Here is a 14,541-nt window from a genome sequence, read left to right on the forward strand (position 1 = left end):
TCGCCCGGTCGCGGGGATCGGGCGATCCGCCGCCGGGACCGGGCCCGCAGCGGTGACGCCGCGGGCCCGGTGGTCGCGGTCGCCCGGAGGCGGCCGCGGGGTGCGCTACCAGCGGTAGTGCGCGAAGGCCTTGTTCGACTCGGCCATCTTGTGGGTGTCCTCGCGACGCTTGACAGCGGCGCCCAGACCGTTCGACGCGTCGAGGATCTCGTTCATGAGACGCTCGGTCATCGTCTTCTCGCGACGGGCCTTCGCGTAGCTGGTGAGCCAGCGGAGCGCGAGGGTGTTGGCGCGGTGGGGCTTGACTTCGACCGGGACCTGGTAGGTCGAGCCACCGACGCGGCGGCTGCGGACCTCGAGGGTCGGGCGGACGTTGTCGAGCGCCTTCTTGAGGGTGACGACCGCGTCCTGGCCGTTCTTGCCGGCGACGCCCTCGAGGGCACCGTAGACGATGCGCTCGGCGAGGCCCTTCTTGCCGTCCAGGAGGATCTTGTTGACGAGCTGGCTGACGATGGGGGCGCCGTAGACGGGGTCTGCGACGACGGGGCGCTTGGGAGCGGGGCCCTTACGAGGCATTACTTCTTCTCCATCTTCGCGCCGTACCGGCTGCGAGCCTGCTTGCGGTTCTTGACGGCCTGGGTGTCCAGGGCGCCGCGAACGATCTTGTAGCGGACACCGGGGAGGTCCTTGACGCGACCGCCGCGCACGAGCACCATCGAGTGCTCCTGCAGGTTGTGGCCCTCGCCGGGGATGTAGGCGGTGACCTCGGTGCCGTTGGAGAGCTTCACGCGGGCCACCTTGCGGAGGGCCGAGTTCGGCTTCTTGGGCGTGGTCGTGTAGACGCGCGTGCAGACGCCGCGCTGCTGGGGGTTGGCCTTCAGGGCGGGCGCCTTGGTCTTGGTGACCTTCGGCGTGCGTCCCTTGCGGACCAACTGCTGAATCGTTGGCACTGGTTTTGCTCCTTGAATGCTGCACGGTGACAGCGGATCGATGGTCGACATTCGGCCCTCCCGTCTCCGGGAACGGCCGAGTTCATCTGGACCCGACGCACCCCGCGGCCCCGCGAGCGGGACCGGGAGGGTGAGGGGTATGCCGTGGGGGCCGCCCGATCGGACGAACCCGCGGATCCTCGCGGACCCGGTGGAGCGAAGTGCGGCGACCGCATCGACCCGGAGGCACGACACGAGCGCACGGCAAAGCGCACACCCGAAGAATATTACGGGGAGTGACGGGGCCGGTCAACCGAGCGGCGTTCGCCCTGGGAGATGCCGCAGCGCCGCGCTGAGCCGCGCCGGGACTCCGTCGTCACTCCCGCTCGTCGCCCTCCCAGCCCCAGTGGGGGCTGCGGCCGCCGGCGTCGCGACGGGCCAGGAGCAGGAGGAACACGAGCTGGACGGCGGCCGCGAGCACGCCGGTCGCGATCGCGAAGACAGTGGGCGCGTGGTCGAGGATCCAGCCGAGGATCTCCCCCGGCTCCTGGCGGCCGAGCCCGTAGAGCGCTCCGCCGGTGACGAGGAAGAGCAGGTAGACGACGACCCCGGTCAGCAGCGACGGGCCGAGGACGCGGTGGACGGCGGGACGGGCGGCGAGGGTCACCATCGCGACCAGCACGGCGACGACGCAGACCGCCACCGACACCGGCCCCAGCAGCGGACCGGCGTCGCGCTCGGGCACGACGTCCTGGTCCAGCAGGAGGCTGAGGACCCCGAACGCGCAGACGACCAGGGCGAGGTAGAGGAACGCGGCGAAGCCGGCCAGCGCGAGGCCGTAGCCCAGGCCGGCTCCGCGGCCCTGCCCCTGCCCCTCCGGAGTCACGACTGCGCGGCCGCTTCGCGCTCGGCGTTGCGGCGCTTGACGCCCCGGGCACGGCCCGCGATCGCGGCGCCGCCCCAGACGCTCGCCTCCCGGCCGAGGACGCCGGCGGCGAGGACCGCCGCGAGTACGGCGGGATCGCGGACGTAGTCGAGCGCGAGGGAGCGGTCGATCGGCAGGGCGAGCGGTCCGACGGCGCTCCAGCCGCCGACCAGCGCGGCCGCGGCCGTGAGGAGGGCGACGAGGAAGCCGCCGAGGACGTAGGCCCACCAGCCCGCGCGGTTCACGACCAGCACGATCAGCGCCAGGCCGACGAGGAACGCGGCCACCGGGGCGAGGAAGAGCGCGGTCGGCGCAGCGTCGAGCGCGAGGGCGACCGGGTCGCCGCCGACGCGGTCGACCAGCAGGCGGATCGCCGTCAGGGCGACGAGGTACAGGACGGCGAAGACCGCGGTCGTCAGTAGGGCGAGCGCGAGGCCCGCGAGGCGGTTGCCGGAGCGCCGGACCGGCTCGGGCTCGGCCTCGACCGGCCCGAGGGCGCTGGGGGCTGACGCCGCGACGGCCGGGGCGACGGGCTCGACGGTCGGCTGCCGGCCCGTCACGGGTTCGGGCCAGACGTACTCCCGGGTCGGCTGGGGTCCGGTTCCGCCGGACGTCTCGGTCGCGGAGGGGATCCGCGTGGTCTCGGCGTCGCTGCTCCAGGTCACCCGGACAGCATAGGCACGCCTTCCGCCGCGCCCGGTGCGCCGCGCGGCTCCCCGTCGACGGGGGACAGCGCCGACCGTCTACTCGAGCGGGTGGAGGAGGCGGTGCAGGAACTGCCGGGTGCGAGTCTCTCGCGGCTCCCGGAGGATCTGCGCAGGGGCGCCCCGCTCGACGACCACGCCGTCGGCCATGAAGACGACCTCCGAGGCCACCTGCCGGGCGAACTCGAGCTCGTGCGTCACGACGAGCATGGTCCAGCCCTCCCCCGCCAGCTCCCGCATCAGCGAGAGCACGTCGCCGACCAGCTCCGGGTCCAGCGCCGAGGTGGGCTCGTCGAAGAGGAGCAGATCGGGCCGCAGCGCGAGCGCCCGGACGATGCCCACGCGCTGCTGCTGACCGCCGGAGAGCTCGAAGGGGTAGGCGCTCCCCCGGCCGCCGAGGCCGACGCGCTCGAGCAGGCGCTCCGCCTCCGGGACCACCTCGGACGCGGGACGGCGCTGCACTCGCAGAGGCCCCTCCGTCACGTTCTGGAGGACGGTCAGGTGCGGGAAGAGGTTGAAGTGCTGGAAGACCATCGCGGAGTGGTCGCGCAGCCCGGTCAGCGCCTTCCGTCCGACGCCGCGGTCGAAGTCGAGGACGCTGCCGTCGGCGAGCTCGACCACCCCGCCGTCCGGCACCTCGAGGCTGTTCAGCGAGCGCAGGACGGTGGTCTTGCCCGAGCCGGACGGCCCGATCAGGGCGACGACCTCGCCGCGATGGACCTCCAGGTCGATGCCGCGCAGCACCTCCACTCCGCCGAACGACTTGCGGAGGCCGCGGGCCGTGAGCACGGGCCGGGCGTCGGTCGGAGTGTCAGCGGGCGACATAGCGGTCCAATCGCTTCTCGAGCAGGCCCTGGCCGCTGGAGAGCACCAGGCAGATGAGCCAGTAGATCAGAGCGGCCTCGAGGTAGAGGAGCATGAACTCGCTCGACGCGGTGGCGATCTTCTGCGCCTGCCGGAAGAGCTCGGTCACCAGGATGAGGGAGGCCAGCGAGGTGTCCTTCACCAGCGAGATGAAGGTGTTCGACAGCGGCGGGACGGAGACGCGCGCGGCCTGCGGGAGGATGATGCGCCGCAGCGAGAGCGAGCGGCTCATGCCGATCGTGTGCGCCGCCTCCCACTGCCCCTTCGGGACGCTGAGGATCGCCGCGCGGATCACCTCCGCCGCGTAGCCGCCCACGTTGAGGGCGAACGCGATGGTGGCGCTGGGCCAGGGGTCGATCTTCAGTCCGAGGCTCGGCAGCCCGTAGAAGATCACGAACAGCTGCACCAGGAGCGGCGTGCCCCGGATGACGGAGATGTAGGCGCGCGCGATCCAGGAGAGGATCCGCACCCGCGAGAGCCGCATCAGGGCGACCGCCAGCGCGAGCACGAGCCCGATGGCGAAGCTCGCCAGCGCGAGCGGGATCGTCCCGACGATGCCCCCGGAGAGGATCGGCCAGAACGACCGGAGGACGAGGTCCATTGTGTTCTCCCGCCTTCGCGGGAGGATCCGCGGTCGGCTCGATCGGGTGGTGGCGTCGGGGGCGGATCATGTCCGCCTCCTGGGGAATGCTGGCACGCTTCGCGCCGGGGCGGGCGCCCTTGCGGGCAGACCCGCTGCGTGAGCCGCTCCGCCGCTCCCCCGCGACGGGACCGCTCACGCACGAAACGGCCCCTCCCGGAAGGGGAGGAGCCGTCTCGAGGTGGGGCTACTGGGAGACGTCGGCTCCGAAGTAGCGCTCGGAAATGGAGGCGAGGGTGCCGTCCTCGCGCAGCTCGTCGAGGGCGGAGTCGACGGCCTCGACGAGGTCGTCCGAGCCCTTCGGGAAGGTGAAGGCGCTCTCGGAGGTGTCGTCGGTGGTGACGGCGACCTTGAGGCCCGCGGCCTGGTCGGGGTAGGTCGTGGACCAGTCGAGCCAGGTGAGGCGGTCGTTCACGGTCGCGTCGACGCGGCCCTGCTCGACGAGGGCGATAGCCTGCGCCCAGCCCTCGACGCCCTCGACCTCGGCGCCGTTCTCCTGCGCGACGGTGTACCAGTTGCTCGAGAGCGACTGCGCGGTGGTCTTGCCGGAGAGGCCGGCGAGGTCGGTGATCGAGGTGTCGCTCGAGGGGACGATCACGACGCCGGGGCTGACCGAGTACGGCTCCGAGAAGTCGTACTTCGCCTCGCGCTCGTCGTTGATCGAGACCTGGTTCGCGATCACGTCGAAGCGCGCTCCGTCCAGGCCCGCGAACATGGCGTCCCACTGCGTCTCCTGGAAGTCGGGCTCGACGCCCAGCTTCTCGGCCACGGCGGTGATCACGTCGACGTCGTAGCCGGTGAGAGCTCCGGTCCCGCCGTCGGCGTGGAAGGAGAAGGGCGGGTAGGTGCCCTCGGTGCCGATGGTGAGCTTCCCCGACTCCTCGACCTCGGCCAGGGTCAGGCCGGAGCTCGCGGAGGCGGTGCCCTCGCCGCTCGAGCCGGAGACCACGTCGTCGGTCGAGGCGGGCGCGCAGCCGGCGAGGACCAGGGCGGCGGCGGCGGCGGTCGTGCCGAGCAGGACGCGCAGGGAGGTGCGGGCGGAGAGGGTCACGGTGTTGTCCTTCGGTGCATCACGGAGTCGTGGCGGTCCCGCTGCGCCGGATGCGGCGCGGGGATCGACGAGGGGACGGGTCGTCCCGGGGCGGACCGCTGCTCGGCGGAACCGCCCGGAGTGACGATAACCAGTGGAGGGGGCGGCCCTATTCCCGGATGTCGCCGTGTGACGCCGGGAGTCCGGCCAGGAAGTGCTCGGCACCGGCGACCTCGTCGCTCGTGAGGCCCGCCGCCGACTCCGGACGCACCAGGTGGAAGGGGGTGCTCTGCTCGCGGGCCCAGTCGTAGGCGTCCTCGTGGAGGTTGTCGTCGATCCACACCACGGCGTCGATCGCGCCGCGCTCGGCGGCCGCCTCCAGCCACACCGCGACGGGCTGGAGCTTGCCCGTCCGGCCCGGGAACCGCGGGTCGCGCGGGAGGCCGCCGTCGAAGACGATCGCCTCCGTGCCCGCCGGCAGCCCGAGGTCCTGGGCGAGGACCCGCGTCAAGCGCGGCGGCCAGGTCGTGGCCCACACGATCGTGCCGACCGCGGCCAGGCGGGCGACGAGCGCCGCCCGCTCCGGCTCGAGCTCCAGGCGGTGCGAGCCCGAGGCGCGATCGCTGCGGACGGAGGGGTTCAGGACGCCGTCGACGTCGAGCAGGATCAGGGCGGCCATGCCTGTCACCGTAGCGGCGGCGGGGCGGATCGCGCGAGGAGCGCTAGCGTGACGGGATGCCTCCGTCCCTCCTGCTGCCGGGAGGCCGCACAGCTGTGCTGGGGCCGGATCCCGTGCGGCCGGAGGCGCTGCTGCTCACGGTCGACGGCGCGGAGCAGTCGCTGATCGATCCGGGCGATCCCCGTGCTCTGCACCTCGAGTACCTCGCGCGCCTCGGCGCGGTGGTCGACGCCGCCGCCCCGCCCGGCGAGCCGCTGCGCGTGCTGCACCTCGGAGCCGGAGCCCTGGCCCTGGCCCGGTACGTCGCCGCGACCCGGCCGGGCTCCGAGCAGCTCGCGGTGGAGAGCGCGGCGGGACTCGTGGAGTTCGTGCTCGAGCACGCGCCGCTCCCCCGCGGCGCGCGCGTCCGGCTCCTCACGGCCGACGCCGCAGGGCCCCTGCCGCCCTGGAGCGCCGACCTCGTCGTGCTCGACGTCTACGACGGGGACGAGATACCGGAGGCGTTCTACCGCGCGTCCGTCCTCGCTCCGCTCGCCGCCCGGGTCGGCGCCGACGGGCTCCTCGCGGTCAATGTCGCCGACGACGCCGACCACCGGAGGCTGGACCGCCTGCGCGGGGTCGTCCGGGAGCTGCTCCCGGTCACCGCCGCGGTCGGATCGACGGCCTTCGTCGAGGGGCGCACCGGCGGGAACGCGATCCTGCTCGCCTCAGGCTCGGCGCTCGCCGACCACGTCGCCGGCCGCCTGCTGCGCGCCGGCCCGCACCCGGTCTCCGCCGCGGCGGATGGCGACGTCGTGGTCGCCGAGGTGGCGGTAGAAGTCGACCCGTGAGTCGAGAGTGACGCCGGTCTCGAGGTACTTGGCGCGGATCCGCTTGATGTAGGTGCGGACGGTGTGCTCGGCGACGCTGAGGTCGACTGCCACGGTGCGGACCGCGGCACCCGCTCCGTAGGCGCGCATCACACGGCTCTCCTGCGGGCTCAGCACCGGGCGGCGCTCCTCGCGCCCGTGCACGAGCCGGTGGCGGGCGGTGTCCGAGATCCAGGTCCGGCCGGAGGCGACCGAGACGACCGCCGCCGCGAGCTCGCTGGGGTCGTCGCCCTTCCAGACGTAGGCCGCCCTCTCCCGTCGCAGCACGGCCCGCACCGGCTCCAGGGAGTCGGAGGAGGAGAGCACGACGAGGCCGACGGTCCGGGCCGCCGCACGCTCGAGGGTGTCGGCCACCTCCTCGCCGGGCACGCCGTCCAGGTCGAGGACCGCGATGCGGTCGACGCCCTCCTCGTCGTGGGAGAACTGCGGCAGCAGCTGCGCGAGCAGCGCCTGCAGCGCGGCGCGCTCGATCGCTGGTCCGTCGACGACGGCCAGCGTGAACCGATCGAATCCGGTCACGGGGGTCCCCTAGCAGGGGCAGGTTCGGGTCCGCCCCGGCTGCACCGTAGCGGTCCGCGACGTCGTCGTGCACGTGATGGGACATTCCGTCTCAGTGGGAGGACGCCCCCAGAGCACTCCGGATCGGCTCACGGAGCGCGTGGAGGACCACCCGCGGCACCGTCTCCGGCTAGTGTCCCTCTCCATGGACGACAGCGCAGAGGGCTCCCGGCGGGCCCGGAGGATCCCCGCGGAGCAGGTCCGCAGCCGCATGATCGCCACGGCGCGCGACGTCGTCTCCGTCCACGGCCTCACGGTGAGCTTCGCGCACCTGCCCATGGAGGAGTACATCCGCCTGGCCGGCGTGCCGCGCAGCTCCGTCTACCGGATCTGGAGCACGCGCGAAGAGTTCGTGGCCGACCTGGTCGGCGAGGTCTTCGTGCGGGACCGGTACGCGGAGGGCGCCGATCCCGAGGCCCAGCAGGAGATGCGCGAGGTCTACGAGCGCTCCACCGATCTGCTCTCCACGGCCGCCGGCCGCCGCCGGGTCGCCTGGGAGACCATCCGCATCGGCGCGCGGGCCAATGCCGAGTCGCTCCGCCGCTCCGCCGACTGGTCGTCGTACAACGCGCTGCTCGCCTGCACCTTCTCGATGGAGGAGGGGCCTGCACGCGACGCCGTGCGCGCCACGGCGAAGCGGATCGAGGGCATGCTCACGCGCCGGATGCGCGACTTCTACGAGGAGACGCTGCAGGTCTTCGGCGGGACGATGCGCCCGGGATTCACGACGCTCCAGCTCGCCCACCTCACCGCGATCGTGATCGACGGGCTCGCCCACCGCGGCCGGCTCCTCGACGACGACCTCGACACTCCGGTGACCGCCCCCGGCCTCGACGGCGAGCCGGTCGAGTGGACCCTGGCGGCCTGGACGATCCGCTCGATCGTCGACGGGATGCTGGAGCCGGTCGCGGAGGACTGAGCGGACCTCGCGACCCGGATCACTCGTCCGGTTCGGTGAACCCGTCGATCAGCAGCAGCACCGACACCACCGCCAGCGACGGTCCGTCGGGATCGGCCGGGTCGAGCGGGCCGGTCACCAGCTCCGGTGCCGCGATCCGCGCGATGCACAGACCCTCGATCAGGGCCGAGACGGCGGAGGCGAGAGCGGCGGCGCCGCGGTCCGGGCGCAGCCGGAGCCCCGCCTCGGCGAGGGTGTGCTCGTAGTACTTCGCCATGTTGTCGATGAAGTGCAGCTGGCGGGACCGCAGAGCGGATCCGATGGCGGTCCGCGCCGGCTCCTCGTGCGAGCCCACCGCGCCGGCGAGAGCGATGAAGTTGCGCCAGTGCTGCGACGAGAAGACGTTGTCGACGTTCGCGTCGACGGCGACCCGGACGGAGGCGATCAGGGCCTCGCGGCGCTGCGCCGGGGTCGGCTCGGGGTCGAGGCTGCGGTGGAGGTGGGAGTTCCCGGCCCGCAGGGACGGCTGGTCGAGGCGGGTGGCGAGGACCCGCTCCGGGATCGCGGCGATCAGCTCGTCGTAGAACGACTGGCGAGTGGGCCAGATCCGGTACACGGTGCTGCGCGGAACACCCGCCGAGCGGATGACGTCCTCGAGGGGCAGGTGGGCGACTCCGACGCGCAGGCCCTCGGCGCGGACGACCGCGAGAGCGGCGTCCAGCAGGCGGGTGCGGACCTGCTCGCGGGTCAGGCGGGGAGGACGCGCCGCCTCCTCCGCATCGAGGGGGTCGTCGCTCATCAGGCCTCCGGCGCCGGGATGCACGGAGGAGCCTCCGACATCTACTGTCCAGCCGAGCGTACCCGGAGGGAGCGCGGAACGTGAGAGGAGATCGGAGACGGGCGCGGCCCGCGCATGCGGCTCGGGTGCCGCGCGGGCCGCGCTGCCTGTCCCCCAGGCGGCCTCCCCATGGGCCGGTCCGACCGTATGCTTCCCGACAGACGTCCGTCAACTGACGCGACATGGTGTCTCCTCGGCGGTGTCCGCCGACCCGTCACTACGACCGCCTCCGGGACTCCTCCGCCGCCGGGAGCGCCCTCGCCGCGGTCTGCGCTCGAGAGGCGTGCGGAGCGGACAGCTCGCCCGCGACGACGTCCGACACGACGCCGGTGGCGTGCTCGACGAGGTCGAGGTTCCGGGTCAGCCGCGCGTGGTGGCACGGGCTCGCGTCGACGTCGACCACGAGCTTCGCGAAGCGCAGAGCATCGCCGAGCCGCGCGAACGGCGAGAGCTCGGCGACGAGGGACGGCACGTCCGCCGCGGCGAGGTAGGTGTAGCGGCAGGTCGAGACCACGTAGTCGTCGACTCCGGCCGTCGCCGATCCGGTCGCGACCATGATGTCGCCGAGGTCGACCGGCGCGGTGGCGAGGCCGAGCGCCACCGCGGCGGTCACCTGGATGTCACCCACCAGCGCCGTCACGTGCACGCCGGCGGGCCAGGGCGGCAGGGAGCCGAGCTCGGTCGATCCCGTCCGCAGGCCCTTGCCCGCCGCCGAGGCGAGGGCGTCGATCATCGGCACTCCCGTGCACTCCCCCGCGTACTCGGCGTCCTCCGAGACGGCGTCCCCGCAGGAGGCGAGCATCGCCGAGACGCTCAGCCGGCTCTGCGGGTCCAGTCCTGCGATCACCGCGGGGCTGACCTGGCCGGAGTCGTCGACCATCCGTCCGAGGCGCTCCGCGACGTCGGATCCCGTGTTCGGGGTGCCGAAGGTGAGGACGGACGAGACCATCGAGGCGACGGCGGTCCCGTCGACCGAGCCGCTCAGCGCCTGGCGGGCGGCGAGCCCTCCCATCGAGTGCGCGACGACGACGGCGCGGTGCCCGGTCGCGGAGACGAGGCAGGCGATCGAGGAGGCGAGCGCGTCGCTGATCCCCGGGTCGGTGACCCAGCGCGCGGCGAGCCGGCGGTAGTCGAAGGTGTAGACCGCGGCGCCGTCGATCTGCTGCAGCCGGCCGAGGAGGGACGTCTCGGGAGCGTCGAGCGGAGCGGTCGCCGACTCCGACGACACCATGTCGACGAGATGGGAGAAGGCCCCTGTGCGGTCGGCGTCGTGCGTCGCCGTGCCCAGCCAGCCGTGCAGCATCACGATGGGGACCAGCGCGGCGGCGGAGCGCGGCCGGACGTCGTCGCCCGCGAGCACGGGAGCCAGCTCCGCGACGCCGCAGGACGAGGGTGCGACCGCCTCTGCCGCCTCCGCCCGCACCGCGGGCACCACGACGACGCCGACCACCACGAGCAGTGCGGCCAGCACGACGATCACGAGTCTCATCCGCGCGTTTCCTCACGTGCCGCGACCAGGACGGGGAACGGGTACAGGCTCGACCCGACGAGCACCCATCGAGTCAATCACCCCGCTCCTGCGGGGAAGGCCGCTCGTCGCGAACGGGCGGCCCCCCGTGCGGGTGACCGCGGGTCGGGGATGACGAAGGCCCCGCCGGTGTCCCGACGGGGCCTTCGATCGTTCAGCTCACCTGGATCAGCTGTAGTTGCCCGGCTCGTAGCCGTCGCTCGAGAACGAGTCGAAGTCGACGAACGAGAGGTCGGCGTCGCTGAACGCGGCGTCGTCGGCGAAGATGCGGTTGGGGTACCGCTCGGCCTTCGCCTCCTCGGTCGCCTCGACCGACACGTTCCGGTACTTGGGCAGACCGGTTCCCGCCGGGATCAGCTTTCCGATGATCACGTTCTCCTTCAGGCCCATCAGCGGGTCGCGCTTGCCCTCCATGGCCGCCTGCGTGAGGACGCGGGTGGTCTCCTGGAAGGACGCGGCCGACAGCCACGACTCGGTCGCGAGCGAGGCCTTGGTGATGCCCATGACCTCCTGGCGGGCGGACGCGGTCCGCTTGCCCTCGGTCAGAGCCGCACGGTTGACCTCGCTGTAGCGCGAGCGGTCGACGAGCTCGCCCGGCAGCAGCTCCGTGTCGCCGTGGTCGACCACGGTGACCTTGCGGAGCATCTGACGCACGATGACCTCGATGTGCTTGTCGTGGATCGGCACACCCTGCGAGCGGTAGACGCCCTGGACGCCGCCCACCAGGTGCTTCTGGACCTCGCGGACGCCCAGCACGCGCAGGACCTCCTTGGGGTCGACCGTTCCGACGTGCAGCTGCTGCCCGAGCTCGACGTGCTGGCCGTCCTCGATGAGGAGCTGCGAGCGCTTGAGCACCGGGTAGATGACCGCCTCGTCGCCGTTGTCCGGCTGGAGGATGACGCGGCGGGCACGGTCGGTGTCCTCGATGGTGATCCGGCCGGCGGCCTCCGCGATCGGCGACGCGCCCTTGGGGGTGCGGGCCTCGAAGAGCTCCTGCACGCGGGGAAGACCCTGCGTGATGTCGTCGGCCGAGGCCGATCCACCGGTGTGGAAGGTGCGCATCGTGAGCTGCGTGCCGGGCTCGCCGATCGACTGGGCCGCGATGATGCCGACGGCCTCTCCGATGTCGACGAGCTTGCCGGTGGCGAGCGAGCGGCCGTAGCAGGCCGCGCAGACGCCGACGGCGGACTCGCAGGTCAGGACGGAGCGCACCTTGATGTGGCGCACGCCCGCTCCGACCAGCTTCTCGATGAGCACGTCGCCCACGTCCTCGCCGGCCTCGGCGACGAGCTCGCCGGCCTCGTTCGACGCCGGGGTGGCGAGCGAACGGGCGTAGACGGAGTTCTCGACATTGGAGTCCTTGATCCAGGCGCCGGTGGCGTCCTGGAGCATGATCGGCAGGTCGAGGCCCTTCGAGGTGCCGCAGTCCTCCTCGCGGATGATGACGTCCTGCGAGACGTCGACGAGTCGACGCGTCAGGTAGCCCGAGTCCGCGGTGCGGAGCGCGGTGTCGGCCAGGCCCTTGCGGGCACCGTGCGTGGCGATGAAGTACTCGGCGACCGACAGGCCCTCGCGGTACGAGGAGATGATCGGTCGGGCGATGATCTCGCCCTTCGGGTTGTTCACCAGGCCTCGCATGCCGGCGATGTTGCGCACCTGCAGCCAGTTGCCGCGGGCACCGGAGGTGACCATGCGGTTGATGGTGTTGTCCGTCGGGAAGTTCGCGCGCATGGCCTTGGCGACCTCGTCGGTCGCCTCGGTCCAGATCTTCACGAGCTCCTGGCGGCGCTCGGCCTGAGTGGTCAGACCCTTGTCGTACTCGGACTCGACCTTCGCGGCCTTCTTCTCGTAGCCCGCGATGATCTCGGGCTTCGACGGAGGCGTGAGGATGTCGGACAGCGCCACGGTGACACCCGAGCGGGTGGCCCAGTAGAAGCCGGCGTCCTTGATCCGGTCGAGGGAGGCGGCGACCTCCACCTTCGGGTAGCGCTCCGCGAGGTCGTTGACGATCCCGGAGATGGTCGTCTTGTCGGCGACCTGCTCGAAGTAGGGGTAGTCGACCGGCAGCGCCTCGTTGAAGAGGGCGCGGCCGAGCGTGGTCTCGAGGAGGACCGGCGCGGTGACCTTGCCGTTCTCGTCGATCTCGACGCCCTCGGGTGCCTGACCCTGCGCGAAGTACACGTCCGACATGCGGATCCTGACCTTCGAGTTCAGGTGCAGCGAGCCCTGGTCCTTCGCGAGGATCGCCTCCGAGACGGAGGAGAACGCGCGGCCCTCGCCGGCGGCGCCCTCGCGGATCGTCGTCAGGTGGTGGAGGCCGATGATCATGTCCTGCGTGGGCAGGGTGACCGGACGGCCGTCCGAGGGCTTGAGGATGTTGTTCGACGCGAGCATCAGGATGCGCGCCTCGGCCTGGGCCTCGACGGACAGCGGCAGGTGGACGGCCATCTGGTCGCCGTCGAAGTCCGCGTTGAACGCGGCGCAGACGAGCGGGTGCAGCTGGATCGCCTTGCCCTCGACCAGCTGGGGCTCGAAGGCCTGGATGCCGAGACGGTGCAGCGTGGGCGCACGGTTCAGCAGGACGGGGCGCTCGCGGATGATCTCCTCGAGCACGTCCCACACCTGCGGGCGCGAGCGCTCCACCATGCGCTTGGCGGCCTTGATGTTCTGCGCGTGCGACAGGTCGATCAGGCGCTTGATCACGAACGGCTTGAACAGCTCCAGCGCCATCTGCTTGGGCAGACCGCACTGGTGCAGCTTGAGCTGCGGGCCGACGATGATGACCGAGCGTCCCGAGTAGTCGACGCGCTTGCCCAGCAGGTTCTGGCGGAAGCGACCCTGCTTTCCCTTGAGCATGTCGCTCAGGGACTTGAGGGCGCGGTTGCCGGTTCCGGTGACGGGGCGGCCGCGGCGGCCGTTGTCGAAGAGGGCGTCGACCGCCTCCTGGAGCATGCGCTTCTCGTTGTTCACGATGATCTCGGGGGCACCGAGGTCGAGCAGGCGGCGGAGTCGGTTGTTGCGGTTGATCACGCGACGGTAGAGGTCGTTCAGGTCGCTGGTCGCGAACCGGCCTCCGTCGAGCTGCACCATCGGGCGCAGCTCCGGCGGGATGACCGGGACGACGTCGAGGACCATCGCGGCCGGCGAGTTGCCGGTGGCGAGGAACGAGTTGACGACGCGCAGGCGCTTGATGGCGCGGATCTTCTTCTGACCCTTGCCCTCGGCGATCTGCAGGTGCAGCGTCTCGGCCTCGGCCTGGAGGTCGAACTGCTCGAGGCGCTTCTTGATCGCCTCGGCGCCCATGTAGGCCTCGAAGTAGACGCCGTACCGGTCGACGAGCTCGTTGAAGACCGCGTCCTCGGGCTTGAGGTCGCCGACCTTGAGGGTGCGGAACTGCTCCCACACGCTCTCGAGCCGCGCGATGTCCTCGTCGAAGGACTTGCGGATCTGGCCCATCTCCTTCTCGGCGCCGTCCTTGGTGCGGCGCTTCTGGTCGCTCTTGGCGCCCTCCGCCTCCAGGGCGGCGAGGTCGGTCTCCAGGCGCGCCAGGCGGTCCGCGATGCGGGAGTCGCGCTGGTCCGAGAGGGTCTTGATCTCGAGCCGGAGCTCGTTCTCGAGCCCGGGCATGTCGGCGTGACGGCCGTCGTCGTCCACGTCGATGATCATGTACGCCGCGAAGTAGATGACCTTCTCGAGGTCCTTCGGCGCCATGTCCAGCAGGTATCCGAGGCGCGAGGGGACGCCCTTGAAGTACCAGATGTGGGTGACGGGGGCGGCGAGCTCGATGTGGCCCATCCGCTCGCGGCGGACCGAGGACTTGGTGACCTCGACGCCGCAGCGCTCGCAGACGATGCCCTTGAAGCGGACTCGCTTGTACTTGCCGCAGGAGCACTCCCAGTCGCGAGAGGGTCCGAAGATCTGCTCGCCGAACAGGCCGTCCTTCTCGGGCTTCAGGGTGCGGTAGTTGATGGTCTCGGGCTTCTTCACTTCACCGTGCGACCAGCGACGGATGTCATCGGCCGTTGCGAGGCCGATGCGCAGCTCATCGAAAGTGGTTACGTCGAGCAATGTTTTCTCCT

General features: G+C 71.7%; 13 protein-coding genes. 1 reads left to right on the forward strand and 12 read right to left on the reverse strand.

Translation table 11 applies throughout. From position 1 onward, the window contains the following. Positions 1–105: 105 nt before the first annotated feature. The 9 genes from rpsG to C5C82_RS04705 form a co-directional block, all read right to left on the reverse strand. Positions 106–576: a 30S ribosomal protein S7 gene (gene rpsG / locus C5C82_RS04665; protein ID WP_068251443.1), complete on the reverse strand. Its 471-nt coding sequence runs from the start codon at positions 574–576 to the stop codon at positions 106–108. After that, positions 576–950 carry a 30S ribosomal protein S12 gene (gene rpsL, locus C5C82_RS04670; protein ID WP_011186743.1) on the reverse strand — a complete coding sequence of 125 codons (375 nt, stop codon included), beginning with the start codon at positions 948–950 and terminating at the stop codon, positions 576–578. Before rpsL ends, rpsG begins: the two co-directional genes overlap by 1 nt. Positions 951–1,305: 355 nt before the next feature. Then, the gene (locus C5C82_RS04675) at positions 1,306–1,815 is read right to left on the reverse strand and encodes a DUF6121 family protein (RefSeq protein WP_104224572.1); all 510 of its coding nucleotides are present in this window, start codon (positions 1,813–1,815) and stop codon (positions 1,306–1,308) included. After that, positions 1,812–2,519 carry a hypothetical protein gene (locus tag C5C82_RS04680; RefSeq protein ID WP_104295964.1) on the reverse strand — a complete coding sequence of 236 codons (708 nt, stop codon included), beginning with the start codon at positions 2,517–2,519 and terminating at the stop codon, positions 1,812–1,814. The genes C5C82_RS04675 and C5C82_RS04680 overlap by 4 nt, the downstream gene beginning before the upstream one ends. Positions 2,520–2,597: 78 nt before the next feature. Then, positions 2,598–3,383, reverse strand: coding sequence for an amino acid ABC transporter ATP-binding protein (locus C5C82_RS04685; RefSeq protein WP_104273242.1), 786 nt, complete (start codon positions 3,381–3,383; stop codon positions 2,598–2,600). Beyond that, positions 3,370–4,023, reverse strand: coding sequence for an amino acid ABC transporter permease (locus tag C5C82_RS04690; protein ID WP_104224574.1), 654 nt, complete (start codon positions 4,021–4,023; stop codon positions 3,370–3,372). Before C5C82_RS04690 ends, C5C82_RS04685 begins: the two co-directional genes overlap by 14 nt. 226 nt (positions 4,024–4,249) lie before the next feature. After that, positions 4,250–5,113: an amino acid ABC transporter substrate-binding protein gene (locus C5C82_RS04695; RefSeq protein ID WP_374953606.1), complete on the reverse strand. Its 864-nt coding sequence runs from the start codon at positions 5,111–5,113 to the stop codon at positions 4,250–4,252. 148 nt (positions 5,114–5,261) lie between these two features. Further along, positions 5,262–5,771 (reverse strand): HAD domain-containing protein, encoded by a 510-nt coding sequence (locus tag C5C82_RS04700; RefSeq protein ID WP_104233923.1) that lies wholly within the window; start codon positions 5,769–5,771, stop codon positions 5,262–5,264. Positions 5,772–6,478: 707 nt separating this feature from the next. Beyond that, positions 6,479–7,159 (reverse strand): LuxR C-terminal-related transcriptional regulator, encoded by a 681-nt coding sequence (locus C5C82_RS04705; protein WP_104255699.1) that lies wholly within the window; start codon positions 7,157–7,159, stop codon positions 6,479–6,481. A 184-nt stretch (positions 7,160–7,343) separates the two neighbouring features. Between C5C82_RS04705 and C5C82_RS04710 the strand changes: the two genes are divergently transcribed. Beyond that, entirely contained in the window at positions 7,344–8,117 is a 774-nt protein-coding gene (locus C5C82_RS04710) for a hypothetical protein (RefSeq protein ID WP_146085952.1), read from the forward strand. Positions 8,118–8,136: 19 nt separating this feature from the next. Here the strand turns inward: C5C82_RS04710 and C5C82_RS04715 are convergent, their stop codons facing one another. The 3 genes from C5C82_RS04715 to C5C82_RS04725 form a co-directional block, all read right to left on the reverse strand. Then, a complete protein-coding gene (locus C5C82_RS04715; protein ID WP_104295963.1) occupies positions 8,137–8,895 on the reverse strand; it encodes a TetR/AcrR family transcriptional regulator in 759 nt (252 codons plus the stop codon). Between the two features lie 256 nt (positions 8,896–9,151). Further along, positions 9,152–10,423 carry a triacylglycerol lipase gene (locus C5C82_RS04720; RefSeq protein WP_104295962.1) on the reverse strand — a complete coding sequence of 424 codons (1,272 nt, stop codon included), beginning with the start codon at positions 10,421–10,423 and terminating at the stop codon, positions 9,152–9,154. A gap of 207 nt (positions 10,424–10,630) precedes the next feature. Beyond that, complete coding sequence (locus C5C82_RS04725) at positions 10,631–14,530, reverse strand: DNA-directed RNA polymerase subunit beta' (RefSeq protein ID WP_104224580.1); 3,900 nt, start codon at positions 14,528–14,530, stop codon at positions 10,631–10,633. Between the last annotated feature and the right edge of the window lie 11 nt (positions 14,531–14,541).

Source organism: Rathayibacter sp. AY1D5, from assembly GCF_002932515.1.
GTDB lineage: Bacteria > Actinomycetota > Actinomycetes > Actinomycetales > Microbacteriaceae > Rathayibacter.